This is a genomic window from Lentibacillus sp. (genome assembly GCF_035301675.1).
Classification (GTDB): Bacteria; Bacillota; Bacilli; order Bacillales; family Amphibacillaceae; genus Lentibacillus.
In genome coordinates this window covers 68,765-91,007 of the sequence record NZ_DATGTT010000006.1, presented here as the reverse complement: position 1 = coordinate 91,007, position 22,243 = coordinate 68,765, and the positions used below count along the sequence as shown (strand labels likewise).

Genomic DNA, 22,243 nt, shown 5'->3' with positions numbered 1-22,243 from the left:
CAGCAATCTATCTATAGGGGTTGCGCTAAAGATTGGGGCAAAATCGCTGTAGACTCGAGCGGAGCGCTATAATTCTGTCATGAGGGTCGACAGAAAGCAGTGGGGTGTATAATGAATCGTATTATGGTGTTAGGCGTGTCAGCAGGCGTGGGAAAGTCCACATTTGCCCGGGAATTAGGTGAGCGGCTGGATATAGACGTTGTTCATCTTGATGCATTGCACTGGAAGCCTAATTGGGTGGAAGCGCCAAGGAAAGAATTTGAGAGTGCACAAAAAGAGATTGTCACCCGCGACCAGTGGATTATCGAAGGCAATTACAGCAATACGTATGATATCCGTGCGGGAGAGGCAGACACAATTATATACCTCGAACTTCCTTTGGTTGTGTGCCTCTACAGAGTGACCAAGCGCTGGCTGCTTCATATTGGCAAAACCCGGCCGGATATGGGAGAAGGATGCAAGGAAAAACTGGGCTATACGTTTTTGAAGTTCATCTGTATCACCTATCATTCCCGTAAGAAAAAGATGAAAGAAAGACTTCAGTCGTTTCTTGAAACAGGAAATGACCGAAATGTTATTATACTCAAGAATAAAAAAGCGATTAAAACTTATCTTGACACACTGAATAGTATGCAGGCATCTGAGTAGGTTCAGTAAAAGAACATTTATCATACAGGGAATTAGAAAGCTGCTTGCAGAAATAAATTTGGAAGTGGCTTTTTTAAAGGGGGATTTTGTGAAGTACGCAGTAAATTATTCACCGGAAGTGTTTGAACTGGTAAAGAAAGAAGACGTCCAGATCGACATGTTCAAATGTCCGGACTTTGATTCGGATCTTATTAAAACTGCTCAAACTGGCAAGCCTTCATATGTGCATTTTGCTTTGAATGTGGGGAGAAGGGATCTTTCAGAAGCTGATTGGTCAAAGATTGGGGAACTATTGGCGGCAACAGACACCCCTTATATCAATGTTCACCTGGTGGCTTTCGCTGAAGATTTCCCGCACATCGATATCAATACACGGAATGCCATCGAAATTAATGAAGTGATTCAGTGTGTCACAGAGGATATTAATGTCGTTGCTGATCGTTTTGGTGCAGAGCGGGTTATTGCTGAAAATGTCGTTTACCGGAGTTATGAGGGTGATATGCTCAGACCGATTATTGACCCTGATGTTATCGCCCGGATTATCAGAGAGACAGGGTGCGGTTTTCTGTTGGATACAGCTCATGCCCGAATGACCTGCAAATACCTGGAAGCGGATGCTTACGATTATATTAGCAGGCTGCCGCTTGATCATCTTAAAGAACTGCATATTACAGGCGTTCAGAGTGATGGAAACAAACTCCGGGATAGTATGCCAATGTCTGATGATGACTGGGACCTAGCCGGTTGGGTTCTGAAAAATATTCATAATGGCAGCTGGCAGGAGCCATGGGTTGCTTCATTGGAATACGGCGGTATCGGTCCGATTTTTGAATGGAGGACAGACTATGATGTGCTGGCTGAGCAAATTCCCAGGCTTGGGAGTCTAATAGGGAAATAGATAGTCCAGTTGATTTTAAACGTATAAAAGAAACGGTACACGGTTGCTTATATGATAATTGTGTTAACATAGTCATGAAGTCTGTAATAAATACTTTTTGGGGGAGTGCTGCTTTAATGACGACTATCGGATTTGTCCGTCATGGGGTTACACAGTGGAATAAGGAAGGAAGAGCGCAAGGGAACTCCGATATCCCGTTGGATGAAGAAGGCCTGAGACAAGCTCAACTACTGGCAGAACGGCTGGAAATTGGTGAATGGGATGTCGTATATTCCAGTGATCTTTTACGGGCAAAGCAGACTGCAGAAATTCTGAACGCTAAACTTGAAACACAACTGAACTTGGATTCCAGGCTCCGTGAAAGAAGTGGCGGGCTTACTGAAGGAACCACAGAGGAAGAAAGGGTCCAAAGATGGGGATTCAACTGGCGTGAATTGGATATGCAATTCGAATCACATGAAAGCATGATTTCCAGAGGTGGTTCGTTTATGGATGAGATTAGTGAGAAACATATGAATCAAAACGTATTGGTTGTCAGCCACGGAGCATTCATTAAGACCCTTCTTAAAGCACTTTGTCCCAATTCAAATATGGATGAATCCTTAAAGAATACGTCATTAACTTCGCTAATAAAGTGCGGAAACGGCTGGGATTGTGATGTGTATAATTGGACAGAGCATTTAATGAAGAGTAAATCGCTAAAAATGTAACACTTTTTAGCGTACTATATCTACTGCTTTATATCCTGTTTTGATGATGAAATAACCTAGGGGGATAACTGTGAAACTGCTAACAGGAGATAGTATTAAACTGACCAGATTCAAAGAGAATGATTTATCTATATTGGAACAGTGGTACCAGGATGAAGAGTTTATGCGGCTGATGGATTCGTCTCCTGCCTTTCCAAAAACCGAATATGAATTAAAAGAATGGTATCTGAAAAAGCACAAACATAATGAATATATTTTTGCTGTACGGACGCTGGAGTCGGATGATTTAATCGGCTTTCTGGTACTGGATTCGATTGATTGGGCAAACCGTAATGCCTGGCTGTCACTCGGTGTCGGGGACGAGGCGAACCGGAATAAAGGATATGGCCGGGAAGTGCTTAGGCTGGCTTTGGGCTTTGTTTTCAGGGAGCTGAATCTGCACCGTGTTCAGCTAACAGTATTTGAGAACAATAAGCGGGCAATTGCTGCTTATGAAAAATGTGGTTTTACACATGAAGGCGGTTACCGGGAATATTTGATCCGTGATGGCGAGCCTGAAGACATGCTTATTTTTGGCATTTTGCGCCGTGAATGGCAAGCGGGTCAATATTGAAACGATTGGACTTCCAGTTGTGGAATGGATGTGAAGAGATGCAAAAAGAAAAGCTGATCGGGAAATATGATAAACATGTCAAAGTATATGAAGGTATTTGCAACAATCGTCTCCTGGATCGCTGGAGAAGACCGCTTTTAGCAAATGCCCATGGAAATGTTTTGGAAGTCGGTGTCGGAATCGGGGCGAATTTTCCATATTACGACCGTAAAAATGTCCATGTTACAGGGGTTGATTTCAGCCCGGAAATGATCAAAAGCGCCAGGCGTAACGCCTCAGATTATCAAATTGATGCTGAACTGCTGCAAAAAGATGTGGCTGATCTCGCTTTTGAACCAGGTTCTTTTGATTGCATTGTTTCAACGCTGACGATGTGCGGCTATCCTAACCCAACGGCGGTATTAGATCAATTTAACCACTGGTGTCGAAAAGGTGGTACCATTCTGTTAATGGAACACGGCATCAGCTCGAATCCCGTTTTATCGTTTGCTCAAAAGATGGCTGATCCGTTGTTCAAAAAGGCTGCCGGATGTCATTGTGACAGAGATATCATGAAGATTGTTGAGGATTCCGGCCTCAACATTGATTATAAGAACAGTTATTGGTCGGATATCATTCGTTTAATTTGGGCAAGACCTATGAATTGAAGCGACGTGATTGGTTTGTATTCAATATTTGCCATGAGCCGCCCAAGTTTAGGCTCACCTGCCCATATTATAACGCCCGGGAACATATTATTGTTTTCTCGCCCAAGTCCGCCGGTTTTTCCTCCATGCATCTCACAATTTAAATAAATTTGTTTTCCCAATGGATGTGTATCTCAAACATAAACAGGGTATGGATAAATCAGAAATGAACATTCAGCTTATTTACGGTGGTGAAAGGAACATCTCACTCCTACACCCGTATTTTTGATAATTGATAACATCCTTGTTAGTGAGAGGTGAGACGGCATGGAATTGGAAATCCTGAAGAAGAGTAATCGAAAGTTTGGCTTCTATGTGTTCCCATTGATTATTGCAGCGTTGCTGTTTGTAGATTTTTATATGATTATTAACCACAAATCAATTGTTACAACCTCGGTTGCCATGGCTTCTGCAGTGCTGTTGATTATTTTATTCGTTATGTCCATTTGGTCCATTTTTAAAGAAGCACAGTAACTTGCTTAACTGCTGGATTTAGAAGTTCCATATGGATTTATAAAAGGGGCTGGGACATAACTAAAACGTTTAACATTAAAGACGAAGATAACTGGAATATTTAAGTGAAATGTATGGGGAAATCATAACCACCGCTGCGGAAAAATGCTTCGCTTTCCGGGGGGCGGCTGATGAGCCTCCTGCTGTCGCACTTCGGGGTCTCATCCAGGCCTATGCTCCACCAGGAGTCTCCGCAATTTTCCTTCGCTGGTTTAGATGGAAGCGAATTATACTGAACAAAGGCTCGGGGCGCCCGTTTACCGACGTACGGACTGGACTGAACCGCAGGAGATAAAGGAAACACGATGAACGTAAGTGAATCGCTGTTGACTTATCGGACGGAGGTGAAGGAAGTCACGCTACAGCTTTAGCGCTGGAGCCGGACGTGGCTATTTTTGATAAAGCATTCGTAGCGCCAAAAATTTATACTTTCTTATATCTATCAAAAGAAAAATCCGAACTGATTCGAAATCTAACTGAAGAATTTTGAACCATCGTTCGGATTTTTTCTTTGATTCATTACTTTTGTCTCAGCCTTTTTTTACGTATTTGTTTTTGGCTGTTCTTCCGCGAACCGGATAAAGTAATCGAGTGAATCCTGATTGCTCAGTGATCCTTTATTGACTACATCATTAACCGGCTTGCCCATTAATATTTTCTTGATGGGTATTTCCAGTTTTTTGCCGTTCAATGTTTTTGGCAGTTCAGGTGCTTCGTAAATGCCGCTCGGTACGTGCCTTGGTGAGCAGTGTGTCCGGATCTGCTTTTTAATCGTGTTTTTCACGTCATCAGTCAGTTCCTCGCCTTCTTTCATCAGGACAAACAACGGTGTATAGGAATCGCCATCACCTTTGGGAACGTCCACAATCAGACTGTCACTAACTTCACTGACATGGTCAACTGCGCGATAGATTTCACTCGTTCCGATACGAATTCCTCCGCGATTGATAGTGGCATCTGATCGGCCATAAATCACGCATGTATGACGGTTGGTCATTTTCAAATAATCTCCGTGCCGCCAAATGCCCGGGAATACGTCAAAGTAACTGTCATGAAGACGGATGCCGTCGGGATCATTCCAAAAATAAATCGGCATGGATGGGAATGGCTCGGTCAGCACAAGCTCCCCGACCTCTTCAATTTGCGGATTGGCATCGTCGTCAAAGCTTTCTATTTTGGCACCAAGACCGCGGCACTGAAGTTCCCCCGCATGCACCGGTAAAATTGGCGCACCGAGGATAAACGCTGTGCAGACATCGGTTCCGCCGCTTGCTGAGGCAATCCAAAGATCTTCTTTCACATTGTCATAGCACCATTGGAACCCTTCCGGCGGCAATGGAGACCCGGTTGAGCTTATGCTCTCGAGATGGCTCAAGTCAAATTCCTCACCTGGTTTCAGGTCATCATCTTTCATACAGGCGGTAATATAGCTTGCGCTCGTCCCAAAAACATTCATCTTCGTATCTTGGGCAAACTTCCACAGCATCCGTTTATCCGGATAGGCCGGGTTGCCGTCGTATAAAATAATCGTACTGCCGGTCAGCAATCCTCCGACAAGGAAATTCCACATCATCCAGCCGGTAGTCGTAAACCAGAAGAAGCGGTCATTTTTTCCAAGGTCTGCATGGAATGTCAATGCTTTTAGATGTTCCAGTAAAATACCGCCCTGGCTTTGTACGATTGGCTTAGGTTTGCCGGTAGTACCGGAGGAGAACAACACCCAAAGCGGGTCATTGAAGCTAACATGCTCAAAAGTCAGGGTTCCTGATTCGGCAACCGCATCCTCCCATAATGTGACGTTTTTCAGGCGGCTGGTATCAGGGTGCTCATTTAAATACGGAATAGCAATGGTCGCTTCCAGAGTCGGCAGCTCGGACTGGATATTTTCCACAATATCAATCCGATTGAAATCCTTTCCGCTGTAACGGTAGCCATCAACGGTCACCATCACTTTGGGTTCGATTTGCTTAAACCGGTCAATCACGCTTTGTGTGCCAAAATCCGGTGAGGCACTCGACCAGATGGCACCAAGGCTTGCTGTTGCCAGGAACGCCACAACAGTTTCATAGATATTGGCAACATAGGCCACGACACGGTCCCCTTTTGCAACACCAAGACTTTTAAGGCTTTGCTGCATGGCGGCTGTATCCTGGTGCAGCTGTTGCCAGGTTATCTCCTGTGTTTTGCGTAATTCTGATGAATCGATAATAGCCGGCGTATCATTGTCCCGATTTTTGAAAATATGTTCGGTATAGTTGACCGTTGCTTCCGGGAACCATTTGGCCCCGGGCATCTGATGTGATGTCAAAACCGTTTCGTAAGGATCTTTCGCCTGGATATCAAAGTATTCCCAGATTGATACCCAAAAGTCCTCCAATTCGTCGACGGACCATTTCCAAAGCGAATGATAGTCGTCAAATTGCAGGTTTTTATTCTCACTTAACCAATTCATATAATCATAGATTTTTGATTGCTGTTTTCGTTTTTCATCCGGCTCCCATAGCAGGGTGCCTTCTTTTATCTCACTCATATCCTGCCCCTCCTTTAGACTGCACTCATTATCCATTATATGAAACCGTTTTCTGCGTGTAAAGGGTGGGCGTTGCTCATTCCTGCAAGGGCGAACATTGGGAATAGAAGTCAAAATGGATGTCAATCAAGCTTGAAGAGGCTATTGAATTGGAGTACTTCAGGAAAATGGGGAAGCTGGGGTAATTCATTGGGAAGCAATAAATTTTAAACAATCCTTTTAATCATCTTGAAGTAACTGATATCCTTGTTGGAATGTCTTTCATTAAAGAATATCAATTTAATTTCTTGGAGAATTTGAAGTTCAATGTGAAAAATTTAACCCGTGGGAGAAGTTGCTGGAGCTCTATTATTTTGCTTTAATAGGTATTCGTGTTTGCTAACTTTTACCAACTAAATCTCATTAAGTTTTCGTAGTACATTATAAATCTCTTAGCTTTGTTTCATGTTCAATGGACCGTAATGCAAGGGTTTCCATCGATTTATCCTGTCTTTGACTGCTTTCCGATAGCTCCTGCAGTTTTTCTGAATTCACTGCAATCTGATTGAAATTTCGATTGATTTGGGTGTAATTACGATCTATTCTTGCTGTATTGCCATCTATTTTTTCTTCAAGTTTCTCTTTAAGGCGTTGGATGTCATCTTTGGATGCCATGCCAGAGATATCGTCTTTAGTGGCCATCCCCGATAAGTCATCTTTGGACGCCATGCCAGAGATATCGTCTTTAGTGGCCATCCCCGATAAGTCATCTTTGGATGCCATGCCGGATATATCATCTTTAGTAGCCATCCCCGACAGGTCATCTTTGGATGCCATGTTAATCTTGATATCTTTGATTTCATTGACTAACTGCTGTAAAATCGTTTCCAATTTTTCTCACCTCCTCTTATTAAAGCGAAACTTGTTTAAACTATATCACGCTATATTACGGGGCGCAACTTTGAATTTAACGGGATTAAACCATAGAAAATGCCATTTACCAAACGAAATCATCATTATGAAAGATATTGTTAACGGGATTTATTGTTACAGTAATGCAAAAGTAAAAAATATGTTTTAATTATGTATTTTTGGCGTTATGTTTTAAGCTTATTTCATACAAGCCAGGGAAACCCGGGAAAATGGTTTTGGATGTGCAGCCTATGCGTACATACAAAAAACGCTCCGGTATGAGCATTGTCCGAAGCGCATTTAAAACAATGTGCCATAAACGACTACCGCATATGACACTACTGTTGATTATTACGACCATGCTCAGCAAACTTCACAAAGGTAAGTTCATCTTCAACCAGCCCGCATGAACCGCATTGTATTTTATACTCCGGACCAGAGTAGGTAATATGAAAAATTTCCGGCTGATTGTCTGTATAATCATTTAATATATCACCGGTCTGCGGATCCAATTTCACCGGTTTTGCCACCTGTTCAATAATGTTAAACCGAGAACGATTTGTTTTGCAATTAGGGCAAAGGTATTGCTGCGTCATAATAGACACCTCCGCCCCTTATGTTTCCTGAATTGTAAAATTTTATTCAGGGTTAATCCAGTCGCTTCCCTTTATGAAAACCATCGTTTAATCTTACCGAAAAAGGATTCATCAGTATCAGTGTCTTTTTGTGTTTGGTCATCTGTGCTATCATCAATAAAAATATGCTCTTTCTCAATCGCATAATCATATGCAAGGACGGCACCGATGTCCGTATCGGCTTCTTCATTAGTGACTTCTGTGTATGGTATATTGTATTTGTCCGCCAGTGCTTTTTCTTCCTTCAAAAATTTATGTGAGACATCGCCGTTCATCAGCAGTTTGGCACTTTTATTTGCCTTCATTGCCGTCTCAAGGTGTTCGAGCCCTTTATCTGACATGACCTGTCCTTTTGTAAGAGCAATCACAATTCGCTCCCTGATTGTCCCCAGGAATTGTTTCCGTTCCGATCGTTTCGTTTGCCGGGAGCCGTAAATCCCTTCAGTCAAATAGTCATCGACATTTTTTTTCCCCATGCTGCCACTTCCTTGTTAAGTATTCATACGTTTATTTTAATTCCTGAATGCCCGACCTGCAAAAAATTGAAAAGTGCCCCAGGGAGCGGGGCACTTTTCTTAGGATTCCCTGTTTTTCATACGTTCTTGAGCTGCACGTCTTCTGACTTGAGCTATTTTGTCATGGTGGTCACCAAATTCTTCGGAAAACTCCACATCCTTGCTGTCCGTTTTGGCGTATTTCGGTGTCTGCGCCATACGGGCCCTTCCTCTGCGATTCGTTCGATGTTCGTCTCTGCCCATACAAACCACCCCAATCAAAATGGCTTCGTGGATAGTATGTGCAAAAAACGGGTATTTTATTAGCGTCTGTCACCGCCAAAAAGATTATATAATCCTCCGGCAATACTTCCTTCTCCTTTATCAGAACCGCCTTCTTGAGGAGCAGAGGCAAATACTCTGCTGGCAAGACGGCTGAACGGCAGTGATTGCACCCATACGGTTCCCGGACCGCGCAATGTCGCAAAAAACAGCCCCTCGCCTCCGAATAAAGCCGTTTTGACACCACCGACAAACGCCACATCATAATTGATATCCTGTGTCATCGCAACAAGACAGCCAGTATCTACACGCAATGTTTCGCCGGGTGCGAGTTCCTTTTTATGCATGGTTCCGCCGGCATGTACAAATGCCAATCCATCGCCCTCAAGTTTTTGCATGATAAATCCTTCACCGCCGAAAAAGCCGACGCCCGTCTTTTTTTGAAATTCAACTCCGACTGACACACCTTTTGCAGCAGCAAGAAAGGCATCTTTCTGACAAACCAATTTCCCATTCAGCTCGCTCAGATCCATTGGCATAATTTTACCCGGATATGGGGAAGCGAAGGATACGTGTTTTTTGCCGGTTCCCTCATTTGTAAATGTTGTCATAAACAGGCTTTCACCGGTAATGACGCGTTTTCCGGCGCCAAGCAGTTTGCCCATAAGACCGCTGCCTTGATTGGATGAGCCGTCTCCAAAGATTGTTTCCATCTGGATTTCCTCATCCATCATCATGAGACCGCCCGCCTCAGCAATAACTGTTTCTTGCGGGTCAAGCTCAACTTCAACAAATTGCATGTCATCCCCATGGAGTTCGTAATCAATTTCGTGGTTATTCACGTTTTCATCCCCTTTTTAGTTGTTATCCAAGTAATACGTAGAAAGTTCTAAAAAGATTCACACGCTTGGCAAATAATTATGTGTCTTTTCCATATACTACAAAAGTATACTCATGTATAAAATAATGCAGATGCTATTTGCTTAGGAGGAATTTGATGGCACTTAATATTACCCAGAAACTGATTAAAGACCATCTGGTTGCCGGAGAGATGACACCGGGTGAAGAGATTGGTTTGAAAATCGATCAGACACTCACCCAGGATGCGACCGGGACACTGGTCATGCTGGAACTTGAGGCAATGGAACTCGACCGGGCCAAAACCGAAGCATCAGCGCAATACGTCGATCACAACCTGATCCAGGAAGACAGCAAAAACCCCGATGACCATTTATTTCTGCGAAGTGCAACAGAGCGCTTCGGATTGTATTACTCCAGGCCGGGGAATGGTGTGAGTCATCCCGTACATATGCAACGATTGGCCAAACCAGGCAAAACACTGCTCGGATCTGACAGTCATACGTGTGCCAACGGATGTATGGGCATGCTTGCGATGGGGGCAGGCGGGATAGATGTTGCGATGGCCATTGCCGGTGAGCCTTTTTACGTCAAAATGCCAAAAGTATGGGGAGTCAAGCTGACGGGGAAACTTCCTGATTGGGTCAGCGCGAAAGATGTCATTCTTGAGCTTCTGCGCAGGCATGACGTAAAAGGCGGCGTCGGGTCAGTGATTGAGTATTTTGGCCCGGGGGTTGAAAATTTAAGTGCCATGGACCGCCACGTGATTGCCAATATGGGAGCGGAACTCGGTGCGACAGGTACGGTTTTTCCATCCGATAAAGAAGTCAAGCGGTTTCTGAAGGCACAGGACCGTGAAGACGACTGGATTGAGCTGACGGCAGATAAAGAGGCAGTGTATGATGTTTTGGAAGAGGTCGATCTTTCAGAACTGGAACCGTTGATTGCCAAGCCCTCGAGTCCGGGGAATGTTGTCGCGGTCAGGGAGCTGGCCGGTACATCAATTTATCAGTCCTATGTCGGATCATCTGCCAATCCCGGTTACCGTGATTTTGCCATAGCTGCAGAAATTGTAAACGGTAAAAATATTGCCGATGGAGTGTCGTTTGATATTAACCCGACATCGAGACAGATGCTGACAGATTTAGTGCAAGAAAGCCATATTGCCAGTCTGCTTCAGGCCGGAGCACGGATGCATCAGGCAGGATGCAATGGCTGTATTGGCATGGGACAGGCACCTGCGACAGGCCGAAACAGCCTGCGCACAACACCACGAAATTTCCCTGGCCGCTCAGGAACACGAGAGGACAGTGTTTTCCTATGCAGTCCAGAAACAGCGGCCGCATCAGCATTGACAGGGCAAATTACCGACCCGCGTTCACTTGAAGCAGATTTTCCGAAAATAAAGGAGCCCAAGCGCGGAACAGCGAATATGAAATTGCTTGATGAACCCCTTCCGTATGAGCAGGCGAAATCTGTTGATTTAAAGAAGGGTCCGAATATCGCGTCTATCCCTAAGATGGATGAGATGCCTGACCATATGGAATTGCCGGTACTTCTGAAGATGGATGATAACATTTCGACCGATGAAATTCTAGCCGGCGGGGCACGTGTGCTTCCATACCGGAGCAACCTGCCGGAAATCAGCAAGTTTACGTTTGAGATCATCGACGATACGTATTATAAACGCGGGAAGTCGACCGTTGACGACGGGGGCCATGCAATCGTTGGAGGGTATAACTATGGTCAGGGATCAAGCCGTGAACATGCTGCACTGGCTCCACGGTATTTGGGGCTGCGTGTGGCACTAGTGAAGGATTTTGCACGGATTCACTGGCAGAACCTTGTGAACTTTGGCGTGCTGCCGCTGACATTTGTCAATGAAGAAGATTATGATTTGCTGTCAGCCGGTGATGTTCTGGTACTTTCCGATTTACGGAATAAAATTCAGCAGGGGAATGAATTTTCCATTGATGTAAAAGATAATAATGAACAAATCAATGTGCAACACAGCCTTTCCGAACGTCAAATTGAAATCATGCTGAAAGGCGGCATCATAAATTGGGTGAAAGATCGGCAACAGATAGGAGGGTAAACCATGGCACGTGAAAATACATGCAAAGCCTGTGAAGGAACAGGCATGCTTTCCGATGATGAAGGCTGGCAATACAAATGTAGCGTGTGTGACGGGGATGGGACACGTGATATTGATGATATTTCCAGACCTGCACGCGTCATGTCCGTCGACGAAAATAACCGGCTGCTGGATTGACATGTGGGACAGAGTCTCAGAGCACCAATACACGTAAAAAGAGGAATCGGCGGAACAGCCGATTCCTCTTTTTGACTGGCAGCAGCTTAATGCGGCATTGTGCCCTGGGTTGGGGCGTAGCTTTGCTGGAATGCCTGCATATCCTGCTGCTGGAGCTGAGGTACTTGATAATATTGGTTCTTGTTTTGATAAAGGAATACTTCATAGGCCATTTCAATCAAGTTCGGAACACTGTCTGCCAGCACACGTCGCATTACGGGGTTGGTCATCTCCAGTGAAGCATTCGTAAATGCTGTTGCAGCTGATTTTAACGAACCCATCATGAAGCCGGAAATCTTTTCGTCATTGATTTCACTGGCCGACTGGATAGGTGTGGACGGCTGTGACGAGGGTTGCATACCATACATAACATTGTTGTTCTGATCCATTTTATAGGACTGGGTATCGACAGCCGGATCTTGTCCGGATTGGTACGTATCCACAATCGTATTATAAAGCTGGCTGCAAAAAGCCCGGTGCTTCTGTGACATTGTCTGCAGTTCCGGATCTTGGATGTGCTGCTCATAGAGCACACACTGATCCAATGCACCGGTCAGTGATGATAACGCCTCATGAGCGTCAAACATATCATGGCCGCCGTAATGCTGTTGCGGTGGCAGTTGCGTCGTGTCCGTAAAATTTTGCTGGTTAAGCATCAACATAACCTCCTAAAAGTATTCATTGTTATTTTGGGATAAAAGAAACGCATTATGTATATTGCTTATTGCCATTTTTTATAATGTCGGCAAATCGATCGAGAAGCTCACCAAAACGCTCGAATAAAAATTTTTTAAAATACCTTCATTAAACAATGTTGAATAGGTATAATTTTATGGAGAATACAGCCATTTTAAAACACTGCAATCCAAATTTGTATCCGATTTTATAAGCTGTAAGGAGTTGTTATACATTGTCTGCAGAAGATAAAAAAGAAAACGTTGAAGTATGGGAAGACCTTGTTCGTATAAAGGATCTGGTTATTAGCTTGGCAATTTGCAGCGTGACATCACTTGGCGGATATCTGATTGCTCCCGAAAGCCAGCAGCCGCTCATATACGGGCTGATCGGGGCGGTGTTAGGCTTTATTATCAGTACGATAGTCATTAAACCAAAACGAAATTTCAGTTATACAGATGAGGAGTAGGCGTTATGGATGTTGTTTTAATTGGACAGATGGCTGCTGCAGCAATACTTGGTGCTGCATTATATACGATCATCGGGATTGCACCTGGTACGGATGAAACGGCCGTCCTTGCACCGGTTACGCTTGTGCTTGTTATTTCCGGACTCGAGCCGATTCTCGTTTTGACATTTTTTATTGCAGCCATTGTAGCGAAAAAATTGACCGATTCCATTCCGGTTGCGGTTGCTGGTATTCCGGGTGGTGTCATGTCGGCGCCGATGGTTGAGCATGCGATGGTACTGAAAAAGTATGGGAAACCGGATGTGAGCATACGCAAAATGGCTTCAGGTTCCGTGATTGGAACACTCATTTCGGTGCCATTAAGTCTGCTCTTGGCAACGGCCTTGGTGCCTCTGGCCGACGTTATCGAACAGTATTCGAGTCAGATATTTTTCTTCGGCGCCATTTTTCTGGCATTGATGACGAAAAATCGCTGGTTCGCCGTATTATCGATTGTTCCATTTGCATTTGTCATTCAGGGGCTTCGCAATTTATATTGGGGTCTGGATATTGTACCTGAAGATACAACTGTCTTCACGTCATTTTTCCTCGGCATTACCATTGGACCGGTTATTTTAAAATTATTTGAATTGCTGAATGGGCGCATCAGGAGAAATCTGTCGCGTTATGGTACAAAAACGATTGAAATGCGACGAACAAAGGCAGAGAAGGGATTTCCAAATCCGTTCAAAATCTTGGATAAAAATGAGACGATCTCAAGTGTTGTCAGTTCGATATTTGGGGTGCTCACCTTTTTCATGAGTCCAGTCGGCATGACCATCTTTCTCGGCGAAATGGTTGCCAGCCGCATCAAAGATCCGGTGAAGCGTGCAGCCCGCGCAATCTCCAGTATGGACGGGCTGACAAACGCAGCATATCTTTCAGGTACACTGGTCCCCTTGATTGCGATAGGCTATCCGCTTTCTCCGACAGCTCTTGGGCCCGGGCATGCTTTATTTAACGCGCCGCCGGTCTACACATATGAACATAATCTGCATCACATCCTATCGATGAACGATTTTGTGATGGCAACAGTGATCGGGGCTGTGATTGCGATTGGCTTGACCTTCTTTATTACCATTAAATATGCACAGCCGATATGTGCGTTTGTGTTCAAATATATCCCGCACGAAGCAATGCTTGGTCTGTTTTTCGGACTTGTTATGATGCTTGCGTACATGGATGCCGGGTTTCTGAATATTGCCGGTGTCCTGGTAATCGGACTGGTGGCAGGTTTTCTGCATCGGAGAGGTGTCAATTATGGTGTCCAGTTCATGACGTTATATGCAGCCCCATGGCTTGTTGGATTGATATTTTAAAAAATCCTTTCTTCCGTCGCCGTGAAACCTTATGCTGCCTGTCATCGTAGTACCGGCAGATGCAGAGGGGGATGCCTGTGAGAAAATCAGCATTTACTTTATGTTTGTTCATTTTTATGCTGGCAGTTGCTGCCGGATGCAGTGATGGTGAGGAAGAAAGTGAGGAGGATAAGGCTGTGAACGGTAAATGGACAGGGGCAATTGATGTTCCCAATCATCAGCTTGAGATCATTGTTAATCTAATCAAAGAGGATGGGCGGTCTGGGACTATCAGTATCCCGGTCCAGGGTATCAAAGATTATCCGCTGTCTTCAGTTACCGTCAACGGACAGGATATTGCCTTTTTCATGGAGGTACACGGGCAGCAGATTTCATTTGACGGCGAATATAAGGATGATGTAATTGAAGGCAATTTCAGTCAACAAGGGCAGACCTTTCCATTTAGGTTAACAAAAGGGGGTCTTGTGGATGAAAGCGATGAGAATTTTTTAAGTGTGGAAACAAATGAAGGGACGCTTTATGGTGAACTGGAAAAGCCTGATGGGGACGGTCCATTTCCGGTTATGCTGATTATCCCCGGCTCGGGACTGACTGACCGCAATGGCAATTCAAGCGGCATCCAAGGGGAAAACAACAGCCTCAAGATGCTGGCTGAAAGGTTGGCCGAACAGGGGATTGCGAGTGTTCGTTATGATAAGCGCGGAACGGGGAAAAATCTCGAGGCGGCTATTCCGGAAAATGAGCTAAGGTTTAGCCAATTCGTGAATGATGCGGTTAAGTGGACGGAACTGCTGGAACAGGAAGAAAATTTTGCAAGCGTTGGTATCATCGGACACAGTCAGGGATCACTGGTCGGCATGCTGGCTGCGAAAGAAAGGCATGCTGATATCTTCGTTTCACTTGCCGGGTCGGGTCGCTCGATTGACCAGGTGCTTCTTGAACAGCTGGAAAATCAATTGTCCGGAGATTCGCTGCAGGAGGCAGAAAGTATTATTAAAAAGCTGAAGCAGGGCGAAGAGGTGCAAGACGTGAGCCAGGAATTGCAGAACGTCTTCCGTCCGTCTGTTCAGAGCTTTATAGCTTCATGGATGCAGTATGATCCGGTTAAGGAGATGGGTGAGCTTGAAGTGCCGACACTAATTGTTGGCGGCGGCCGGGATTTACAGGTTCCGGCCAGTGCCGCGGAATTACTGTATGAAGCGCAACCCAATACTGATAAATTGATCATTGAAAAAATGAATCATGTGTTAAAGGAAGCACCAGAAGATGAACAGGGTAACAAGGAGACTTACAGCAACCCTGATCTTCCATTGGCGGATGGGCTGATGGAGGGGATCATGGAATTTTTAAGGGATAGAGACTTTTTGGAATAAATGGCGGTTTTAATTTTTAGACCTGGCAAGACGTTTCAAAAGGCTCTTTTCACCGGATCAAATTGTCGATTTTAAGCAGCAGTATTAATTGAAAATGGGATTTCAAGGATTCGTTTTAGCTCAGTACTTCAAGTATAATGAAGGTAAATGAAGGAGGGGCTCAAATTGAGTGTTGACGAAATTGATTGGGAACATCAGATGGATCTCGAGGAAGAAAGAAGGCAAGGAAGGGTCAAAAGATCTAAGGAATTGCAGGAACTTTATTTCCCGTTGTTCAAAATGTGTGCGGATTATTTTTTTGAGCGGCTTGAAAAGACAGACCGGATAGAGCTGGATGGGAAGTCCGATTTTCACTGGGAGGGGAAAACAAGAAATGGAGGATAAACAACCGATTCCATTGGACGAACACATTCATTTAATCGATGGCTTTGATTTGGGTGTATCTGAGCGTACGGGTACATATGTGATTGATCAAAATGACCTGACATTGATTGAAACAGGTCCGAGTCCGTCCGTCAAATATATCAAAAAGGGGCTCGATGACCTTGGTTTTTCGCTTGAAGACGTAAAGTACATCATCGTGACACATGTCCATCTCGACCATGCAGGCGGGGCCGGGCTGCTGATGGAGGAGTGTCCGAATGCAACCGTCGTTGTTCATCCAAAAGGTGCCAGACACTTAGTGAATCCGAAAAAACTGGCTGCAGGGGCCAGAGGTGTATATGGCGACAGTTTCAGTGAATTGTTTGACCCGATTGTTCCGGTGCAGGAAGAGCGTCTGATTATTAAAGACGAAGGCGAAACACTAAAAATTGGCGATCATTGCACATTGGAATTTCTTGATACACCAGGTCATGCCAGACATCACTTCAGTATCTATGACCCAATCAGCAACGGCCTGTTCACCGGTGATACTGTGGGGGTCCGCTATCAGCAGTTGATTGATGAAGGCATTGATTTCTTTTTGCCATCCACGTCACCGAACCATTTTGATCCAAATGCTATGCAAGCGTCTATAAATCGTATTCGGAAGATGAATTTAGATAAAATTTATTATGGGCATTATGGAATGACCGAGGATGTTAACGAAGCACTTGATCAAGTATCACAATGGCTCGATATTTTTGTTGAGATCGGTGAAGAAGCAGTGTCGGAAGGAAAAGGATATGATGTTTTGGCATCGCGCATGCTGGAACAAGTGAAGGGTGATTTATCGATAAAAGGTTTGCGAACTGATCATGATGTCTATATATTGCTTAATCTGGATATGCAAGTATGTGCCCTTGGTATCATTGATTACTTCAAAAAGCTGAAGCAATAAGCAAAAGCCTGTCATGTGTGGTGACAGGCTTTTTCAGATAAAGTCTTTTTGGAAGAATGCTAATAACAGACCGCAAACCTGCACCATTCTAAGACTTGAGCTTCCCTTTTAACCATGTTAATGACCTCCGTTTTGCGATTGGCCGAAATTGTCACGGAATCGGCTCAAGTTCAAAATATTTTCGCTCAAATGTTCACAACTACAACTTATTACGCCTCATCTTCTGTCTTCATAAATGTCAACACACCAAAAAATACAAAACTCAGTAGTAAAATCGAGCCGCCAACGATAAAGAGAATGGTCACAAATCCGTCAGCCAGGTTAAACGGACGTAAATAGTAGAGCCACATACCGGCGGTCAGACCGATTGCCCCAATAATCGCTGACCAGACATGCAATGTGGCAACAATCGTTTTGGCCGGGGTGAAAATTTTGTAATAAACAGCCCAGGCGAATAATGTCAGCCATCCGACAACGAGAATATGGGCATGTACCGTTTTGAACGCCAGGCTGCCTGCACCGGCCATGTGTGATCCAATAAAAGCGCCCAGAACTGCGAAAAGGGCAGAGAATCTAAGCAAAGTCTTACTATGTTTTTCCAATATCAACTCTCTCCTTTTGCTAAAATATATAACTATGATGATTCAACATCCATCTTAAGTGTAATGCATGTATATGAACAGAAGATGAACACCATATTTCAATTCATGCATGACACGGATTTTGTCTTTTGCGGATTCATTTTAAACAGTTCATTTTCAATTTGTGAAATGGCATCCTCCATCCCGGTAGCTTCCATGGCTTTTGTTTTATTTTCAGGGTATTTTTCAGCCATATGTTCATACCTCGGGTCATAGTAGTATTCAAGCAGCAGCCTGATGGCTTGATGATAATTTTCTTTCCTTAAATCTTCATCAATTTGTTTGGCGATCGGTGTATGGATTCGCTTTTTAATACGGTTGAATGCTTCGATGAATTTTTCCGGCTGGTTCCAGGGCTCATAGTCATCCAAAATGTTACGGACGCGCTGTTCCATCGGCAGATCAATGAACAACTGTGTACTTTGCTCTTTTTTATCAAATAAAAATTCAGGAATGGTGACTTTGCCGATTCGTTTGCTTTCACCTTCCATTAAAACAAACGGTGCTTCCCGGAATTTGTGCATCACTTGAACAAGCTGTGATTCAAATTCTTTCTGAATGTTTGGCTCAGCCCCGATATGGCCAAAGATTGAACCCCTGTGACCAGCCATTCCTTCCAGGTCGAGCACCGGGTAACCCTTATTAGCGAGCTGATGAAGAAGTTTTGTTTTGCCTGTTCCGGTGTTGCCGTTCAAAACAACGATATCAGGCGGGAAGTCTGCTTTTTCCAATTCACTGACCACCCATTGCCGGTATGCACGGACGCCTCCCTGGAGCCGGTTCACATCAATACCCATTAAGTCAATCAAAGTAGCGGCTGTTTTACTGCGCATGCCGCCGCGCCAGCAAAACACGGTTTTTGGTGTGTCAATTTGCTGGAATTTGGCGATGAACTCAGGCATTTTTGTCGACATGATCTTCAGTCCGCGTTCTTTAGCTGCTTCTTTGCCAACTTGTTTATATAACGTGCCGACTTCTGCACGTTCCTTGTCTGTAAACACCGGTATATTGATGCTTCCCGGGATAGTCGTTTCGTTAAATTCTTTCGGTGAACGGACATCAATGATGGTGTGGTTTTCACTATGCTGTTTTTTTAGCAATTCTTCTAAAGTTATGTCATGAAACATACTGTCATCACTTCCTGACTAATCGACTGTAATATGACCATTGCTGCCATCGGAAACGTCGCCTATGATTTGTGCCTCGACACCTTTTTGCTGTAACTCTGTGAGAAGGGTTTCGGCGTCACCGCTATCCGTTGAAATGAGAAGTCCGCCTGAGGTTACCGCATCGCACAGTATATATTTGTCCAGCTGATCAAGCTCTTCTGAGAACGATATTATGTCTTTTATGTGGTTAAAATTATTTTTCGTGCCGCCTGGTATAACACCGGATTCGGCAAGTTCTTTGACACGCGGTAATACAGGGACTGATTTTGAATCGATACGAACTTCAACATTGCTGCCGGCTGCTATTTCCGATGCATGACCAAGCAAACCGAACCCGGTGACATCGGTGCTTGCAGTGACTTTGAAATCGTTCATCGTTTCGGAGGCTGTTTTGTTCAAAGTTGTCATAACGTGTGTAACCCGGTCAATTTCATCCTCATTCAGCAAATCCCTTTTCAGGGAACTGCTCATAATGCCGACACCGATCGGTTTTGTCAAAATCAGCTTGTCCCCCGGTTTGGCACCGGTATTGGTTTTGATATTACCAGGGTGAACGGTTCCTGTGACAGCCAGACCGAATTTTGGTTCCTCATCATCAATCGAATGGCCGCCGACAAGCGAGACGCCGGCCTCTTCCAATTTGTCTCCGGCCCCGCGAAGAATTTCTGCGAGAATGCTTTCATCCAGTGTGGAGATGGGGAATGCGACGATATTCAAAGCTGTAATCGGTGTTCCGCCCATGGCATATACATCACTGATGGCATTGGCGGCAGCCACCTGGCCAAATGCATATGGATCATCGACAATTGGTGTGAAAAAGTCAACGGTCTGCACGAGGGCAAGATCATCGGTTAATTTATAGACACCCGCATCATCACTTGTATCCAGTCCGACTAGCAAATTCGGGTTCGGTACAGTTTGCGGGAGCGAGCGGAGAACATTTTCAAGATCTGCCGGACCAATTTTGCATCCGCAGCCGCCTTTGGAGGAGAGAGAAGTCAGTTTAACGGCATTTGCCAATTCAATCACCCTTTCAACGAAAAACATTATAATTATCATTTTATCATACACGCGTTAGGTATGCTTTTTTTACCAGATGGCAAGCAAATTAAAATAGCCTATTGACTTCTTAGTGTATTAACCATATAATACAGTGCATAGGATGTATTACACACTTAATACAAATTTTTGACCGATGTGTATTAATCTATTAATACACTTGTGTTCATCTGATGAAATGGGAGCTGTGATTATGAATGTGAGTTTTAATAAAAGGGATCCGGTCTATGTGCAGGTTATCCGGCATTTTAAAGAACAGATTGCGACCGGCGTATTTGAGCCTGGTCAGGAAATCCCGTCACGGCGTGAGCTGGCGAACCGATTGAAAATAAATCCAAATACAGCACAGCGGGCTTATAAAAAAATGGAGGAAGCGGGTTTGATTACGACGGAGCGGAACTTGCCGAGTAAGATTACACGAGATGAGCATGTACTTAAATCGGTGAGAAAGGAATTGATCATGGAAGCGGTTAATGATTTTGTGTATTCGGTCCGATCAATCAATGTTCCAGTTGACGAAGTGCTGGAACTTGTCAAAGAAAAATACGACGACAAAAGTGATGGTAAGGAGGTTAAAGATGATTGAGGTAAACGACATTAAGAAAAAATTCGGCCGTAAACACGTGTTAAAGGGAGTATCCTTCACTGCAGAAAAGGGTGAGATTACCTGTATTATCGGGATAAACGGCGTTGGCAAAACAACAATACTGAATGCGATCATGAACCTGACCCCGCTTAATAGGGGACAAATACTTATAAATGGTGAAACCATCCATAAACATAGCTATGAAAAAATCACATTCATTCCGGATGCCATTATTATGCAGCCAAGCATGACAATTGCGGAATCAATGCAGTTCATGGCCGATTTTTATGACAGCTGGAACCAGGAACGCGCAGCGGAATTGCTCGATTTCTTCAAGCTGCAGGAAAGTGAAAAAATCAATCATTTATCAAAGGGAAACAGAGCCAAAGTTAATCTGCTCCTTGGATTGGCGTTGAATGTTGACTATTTATTAATGGATGAGCCGTTTTCCGGTATTGACATTTTCAGCCGGGAGCAGATTGCTGAGGTATTCACAAGTCATCTGGTTGAAGACCGTGGTGTGGTTATTACAACCCATGAAATCAATGATATTGAGCATTTGATAGATAAGGCGGTTCTTCTTGATGACGGAAAAGTGTTAAAACAATTCAACAGTGAAGAAGTCAGGGAGGAAGAAGGCAAGTCAGTTGTCGATGTAATGCGGGAGGTGTATCAGCAATGAATCGATTTACGAAACTCGTGAATTTTGAATTAAGCCGGTTTATGAAAATTTACCTGATGCTGATTGCACTGACGATTATCGTACAGGTTGCTGGTGTGATTGTAAAATCAAATGAATATATGGCAAGGGCTGATAAGGCAATCAGTGAAAGCATGATACCAGTGGCTCAGTTTGTGGAACAAAATGGAGCCATCACATTTTTAGATTTTGCCAGAAGTCTCTGGTTTATGGCGTCGATTGGAATATGTGCAGCAGCATTGATCTTCTATGTTTTCCTGATCTGGTATCGCGACTGGGTCGGAAAAAATACGTTTATCTATCGTCTTCTGATGCTCCCCACAAACCGGCTGAATATCTATTTAGCCAAGGCAATATCTATTGTGCTAATGGTACTGGGGCTTGTATCCGTTCAGCTTATCATCCTGCCGTTGGAGAATAGTGTTTTCAAGTGGATGGTGCCGGTAGATTTGAGATCGGATATGACAGTTGGCCAGATTATCAATGGGGACTACTTATCCATGCTCATTCCACGGACGTTTACTGAATTTATCTTACATTATGGTGCCGGGTTTATGGCGGTATCTGTGCTGTTTACGGCCATTTTGTTCGAGCGCAGTTTCAAGTGGAAAGGGATAATCGCGGGCGTTGGCTACGTTATTATTTCAGTCATCATTTTTGCTTTGCCGATCCTATCAACGATTTTCCTTAATAAGAATTATTTATATCCACTTGAGCTCGTTGGTCTGGAAGTTGTGCTGGGAGTCATTGTAACAGCTATGTCCATTTGGTTGGGTAACTTCTTATTGACGAAAAAAGTAACGGTGTGAAAGGAGACATAAAA

General features: G+C 44.1%; 26 protein-coding genes. 16 read left to right on the top strand and 10 right to left on the bottom strand.

All coding sequences use genetic code 11. The features are described 5' to 3' along the window. The first annotated feature begins 111 nt into the window (after positions 1–111). The 6 genes from VK097_RS01215 to VK097_RS01190 all read left to right on the top strand — a co-directional run bounded on the left by VK097_RS01215 (position 112) and on the right by VK097_RS01190 (position 4,029). Positions 112–648, top strand: coding sequence for a P-loop NTPase family protein (locus VK097_RS01215; protein WP_324209967.1), 537 nt, complete (start codon positions 112–114; stop codon positions 646–648). Positions 649–736: 88 nt separating this feature from the next. Continuing rightward, on the top strand, positions 737–1,546 hold the full coding sequence (locus tag VK097_RS01210) for a multinuclear nonheme iron-dependent oxidase (RefSeq protein WP_324209966.1): 810 nt from the start codon (positions 737–739) through the stop codon (positions 1,544–1,546). A gap of 116 nt (positions 1,547–1,662) precedes the next feature. Continuing rightward, positions 1,663–2,256 carry a histidine phosphatase family protein gene (locus tag VK097_RS01205; protein ID WP_324209965.1) on the top strand — a complete coding sequence of 198 codons (594 nt, stop codon included), beginning with the start codon at positions 1,663–1,665 and terminating at the stop codon, positions 2,254–2,256. A 70-nt stretch (positions 2,257–2,326) separates the two neighbouring features. Further along, positions 2,327–2,869, top strand: coding sequence for a GNAT family N-acetyltransferase (locus VK097_RS01200; RefSeq protein ID WP_324209964.1), 543 nt, complete (start codon positions 2,327–2,329; stop codon positions 2,867–2,869). Then, the gene (locus VK097_RS01195; RefSeq protein WP_324209963.1) at positions 2,866–3,516 is read left to right on the top strand and encodes a class I SAM-dependent methyltransferase; all 651 of its coding nucleotides are present in this window, start codon (positions 2,866–2,868) and stop codon (positions 3,514–3,516) included. The genes VK097_RS01200 and VK097_RS01195 overlap by 4 nt, the downstream gene beginning before the upstream one ends. Positions 3,517–3,822: 306 nt before the next feature. Continuing rightward, positions 3,823–4,029 (top strand): hypothetical protein, encoded by a 207-nt coding sequence (locus tag VK097_RS01190; RefSeq protein WP_324209962.1) that lies wholly within the window; start codon positions 3,823–3,825, stop codon positions 4,027–4,029. 580 nt (positions 4,030–4,609) lie between these two features. On the opposite strand, the gene VK097_RS01185 is transcribed toward VK097_RS01190, so the two are convergent. The 6 genes from VK097_RS01185 to VK097_RS01160 all read right to left on the bottom strand — a co-directional run bounded on the left by VK097_RS01185 (position 4,610) and on the right by VK097_RS01160 (position 9,742). Then, positions 4,610–6,598: an acetoacetate--CoA ligase gene (locus VK097_RS01185; protein WP_324209961.1), complete on the bottom strand. Its 1,989-nt coding sequence runs from the start codon at positions 6,596–6,598 to the stop codon at positions 4,610–4,612. A gap of 420 nt (positions 6,599–7,018) precedes the next feature. Next, positions 7,019–7,468: a hypothetical protein gene (locus VK097_RS01180; RefSeq protein WP_324209960.1), complete on the bottom strand. Its 450-nt coding sequence runs from the start codon at positions 7,466–7,468 to the stop codon at positions 7,019–7,021. Between the two features lie 359 nt (positions 7,469–7,827). Continuing rightward, positions 7,828–8,085 (bottom strand): DNA alkylation repair protein, encoded by a 258-nt coding sequence (locus tag VK097_RS01175; RefSeq protein ID WP_324209959.1) that lies wholly within the window; start codon positions 8,083–8,085, stop codon positions 7,828–7,830. Between the two features lie 71 nt (positions 8,086–8,156). Next, entirely contained in the window at positions 8,157–8,600 is a 444-nt protein-coding gene (locus tag VK097_RS01170; RefSeq protein ID WP_324209958.1) for a YueI family protein, read from the bottom strand. Between the two features lie 99 nt (positions 8,601–8,699). Further along, a complete protein-coding gene (locus VK097_RS01165) occupies positions 8,700–8,882 on the bottom strand; it encodes a YfhD family protein (protein WP_324209957.1) in 183 nt (60 codons plus the stop codon). 59 nt (positions 8,883–8,941) lie between these two features. After that, positions 8,942–9,742: a TIGR00266 family protein gene (locus tag VK097_RS01160; protein WP_324209956.1), complete on the bottom strand. Its 801-nt coding sequence runs from the start codon at positions 9,740–9,742 to the stop codon at positions 8,942–8,944. Positions 9,743–9,897: 155 nt separating this feature from the next. On the opposite strand from VK097_RS01160, the gene VK097_RS01155 reads away from it, so the two are divergent. Both VK097_RS01155 and VK097_RS01150 read left to right on the top strand, forming a co-directional pair. Further along, on the top strand, positions 9,898–11,853 hold the full coding sequence (locus tag VK097_RS01155; protein ID WP_324209955.1) for an aconitate hydratase: 1,956 nt from the start codon (positions 9,898–9,900) through the stop codon (positions 11,851–11,853). A 3-nt stretch (positions 11,854–11,856) separates the two neighbouring features. Further along, on the top strand, positions 11,857–12,030 hold the full coding sequence (locus tag VK097_RS01150) for a hypothetical protein (RefSeq protein ID WP_324209954.1): 174 nt from the start codon (positions 11,857–11,859) through the stop codon (positions 12,028–12,030). 86 nt (positions 12,031–12,116) lie between these two features. Here VK097_RS01150 and VK097_RS01145 read toward each other — a convergent pair whose 3' ends face one another. Continuing rightward, positions 12,117–12,725 (bottom strand): spore coat protein, encoded by a 609-nt coding sequence (locus tag VK097_RS01145; protein ID WP_324209953.1) that lies wholly within the window; start codon positions 12,723–12,725, stop codon positions 12,117–12,119. Positions 12,726–12,979: 254 nt separating this feature from the next. On the opposite strand from VK097_RS01145, the gene VK097_RS01140 reads away from it, so the two are divergent. The 5 genes from VK097_RS01140 to VK097_RS01120 all read left to right on the top strand — a co-directional run bounded on the left by VK097_RS01140 (position 12,980) and on the right by VK097_RS01120 (position 17,265). Continuing rightward, complete coding sequence (locus VK097_RS01140) at positions 12,980–13,213, top strand: hypothetical protein (protein ID WP_324209952.1); 234 nt, start codon at positions 12,980–12,982, stop codon at positions 13,211–13,213. A gap of 5 nt (positions 13,214–13,218) precedes the next feature. Beyond that, positions 13,219–14,571, top strand: coding sequence for a tripartite tricarboxylate transporter permease (locus tag VK097_RS01135; RefSeq protein ID WP_324209951.1), 1,353 nt, complete (start codon positions 13,219–13,221; stop codon positions 14,569–14,571). Positions 14,572–14,648: 77 nt separating this feature from the next. Continuing rightward, the gene (locus VK097_RS01130) at positions 14,649–15,944 is read left to right on the top strand and encodes an alpha/beta hydrolase (protein ID WP_324209950.1); all 1,296 of its coding nucleotides are present in this window, start codon (positions 14,649–14,651) and stop codon (positions 15,942–15,944) included. A 165-nt stretch (positions 15,945–16,109) separates the two neighbouring features. Next, a complete protein-coding gene (locus VK097_RS01125) occupies positions 16,110–16,328 on the top strand; it encodes a hypothetical protein (protein WP_324209949.1) in 219 nt (72 codons plus the stop codon). Further along, positions 16,318–17,265, top strand: coding sequence for an MBL fold metallo-hydrolase (locus tag VK097_RS01120; protein WP_324209948.1), 948 nt, complete (start codon positions 16,318–16,320; stop codon positions 17,263–17,265). The genes VK097_RS01125 and VK097_RS01120 overlap by 11 nt, the downstream gene beginning before the upstream one ends. Before the next feature lie 209 nt (positions 17,266–17,474). Here VK097_RS01120 and VK097_RS01115 read toward each other — a convergent pair whose 3' ends face one another. The 3 genes from VK097_RS01115 to selD all read right to left on the bottom strand — a co-directional run bounded on the left by VK097_RS01115 (position 17,475) and on the right by selD (position 20,122). Further along, entirely contained in the window at positions 17,475–17,867 is a 393-nt protein-coding gene (locus VK097_RS01115) for a hypothetical protein (protein ID WP_324209947.1), read from the bottom strand. Between the two features lie 98 nt (positions 17,868–17,965). Next, positions 17,966–19,033: a tRNA 2-selenouridine(34) synthase MnmH gene (gene mnmH / locus VK097_RS01110; RefSeq protein WP_324209946.1), complete on the bottom strand. Its 1,068-nt coding sequence runs from the start codon at positions 19,031–19,033 to the stop codon at positions 17,966–17,968. Between the two features lie 18 nt (positions 19,034–19,051). Further along, entirely contained in the window at positions 19,052–20,122 is a 1,071-nt protein-coding gene (gene selD, locus VK097_RS01105; protein ID WP_414672140.1) for a selenide, water dikinase SelD, read from the bottom strand. 205 nt (positions 20,123–20,327) lie between these two features. Between selD and VK097_RS01100 the strand changes: the two genes are divergently transcribed. Genes VK097_RS01100 through VK097_RS01090 form a run of 3 tightly spaced genes read left to right on the top strand, consistent with a single transcriptional unit; the run spans position 20,328 to position 22,229 of the window. Further along, positions 20,328–20,720: a GntR family transcriptional regulator gene (locus VK097_RS01100; protein ID WP_324209945.1), complete on the top strand. Its 393-nt coding sequence runs from the start codon at positions 20,328–20,330 to the stop codon at positions 20,718–20,720. Next, complete coding sequence (locus VK097_RS01095) at positions 20,713–21,402, top strand: ABC transporter ATP-binding protein (protein ID WP_324209944.1); 690 nt, start codon at positions 20,713–20,715, stop codon at positions 21,400–21,402. The genes VK097_RS01100 and VK097_RS01095 overlap by 8 nt, the downstream gene beginning before the upstream one ends. Next, the gene (locus VK097_RS01090) at positions 21,399–22,229 is read left to right on the top strand and encodes a hypothetical protein (protein WP_324209943.1); all 831 of its coding nucleotides are present in this window, start codon (positions 21,399–21,401) and stop codon (positions 22,227–22,229) included. The genes VK097_RS01095 and VK097_RS01090 overlap by 4 nt, the downstream gene beginning before the upstream one ends. Positions 22,230–22,243: the final 14 nt, after the last annotated feature.

Coding starts and splice junctions, on each gene's coding strand:
- VK097_RS01215 (WP_324209967.1), top strand. CDS start 112: ATGAATCGTATTATGGTGTTAGGCGTGTCAGCAGGCGTGGGAAAGTCC.
- VK097_RS01205 (WP_324209965.1), top strand. CDS start 1,663: ATGACGACTATCGGATTTGTCCGTCATGGGGTTACACAGTGGAATAAG.
- VK097_RS01190 (WP_324209962.1), top strand. CDS start 3,823: ATGGAATTGGAAATCCTGAAGAAGAGTAATCGAAAGTTTGGCTTCTAT.
- VK097_RS01185 (WP_324209961.1), bottom strand. CDS start 6,598: ATGAGTGAGATAAAAGAAGGCACCCTGCTATGGGAGCCGGATGAAAAA.
- VK097_RS01175 (WP_324209959.1), bottom strand. CDS start 8,085: ATGACGCAGCAATACCTTTGCCCTAATTGCAAAACAAATCGTTCTCGG.
- VK097_RS01170 (WP_324209958.1), bottom strand. CDS start 8,600: ATGGGGAAAAAAAATGTCGATGACTATTTGACTGAAGGGATTTACGGC.
- VK097_RS01165 (WP_324209957.1), bottom strand. CDS start 8,882: ATGGGCAGAGACGAACATCGAACGAATCGCAGAGGAAGGGCCCGTATG.
- VK097_RS01155 (WP_324209955.1), top strand. CDS start 9,898: ATGGCACTTAATATTACCCAGAAACTGATTAAAGACCATCTGGTTGCC.
- VK097_RS01150 (WP_324209954.1), top strand. CDS start 11,857: ATGGCACGTGAAAATACATGCAAAGCCTGTGAAGGAACAGGCATGCTT.
- VK097_RS01145 (WP_324209953.1), bottom strand. CDS start 12,725: ATGCTTAACCAGCAAAATTTTACGGACACGACGCAACTGCCACCGCAA.
- VK097_RS01135 (WP_324209951.1), top strand. CDS start 13,219: ATGGATGTTGTTTTAATTGGACAGATGGCTGCTGCAGCAATACTTGGT.
- VK097_RS01120 (WP_324209948.1), top strand. CDS start 16,318: ATGGAGGATAAACAACCGATTCCATTGGACGAACACATTCATTTAATC.
- mnmH (WP_324209946.1), bottom strand. CDS start 19,033: ATGTTTCATGACATAACTTTAGAAGAATTGCTAAAAAAACAGCATAGT.
- selD (WP_414672140.1), bottom strand. CDS start 20,122: ATGTTTTTCGTTGAAAGGGTGATTGAATTGGCAAATGCCGTTAAACTG.
- VK097_RS01100 (WP_324209945.1), top strand. CDS start 20,328: ATGAATGTGAGTTTTAATAAAAGGGATCCGGTCTATGTGCAGGTTATC.
- VK097_RS01095 (WP_324209944.1), top strand. CDS start 20,713: ATGATTGAGGTAAACGACATTAAGAAAAAATTCGGCCGTAAACACGTG.
- VK097_RS01090 (WP_324209943.1), top strand. CDS start 21,399: ATGAATCGATTTACGAAACTCGTGAATTTTGAATTAAGCCGGTTTATG.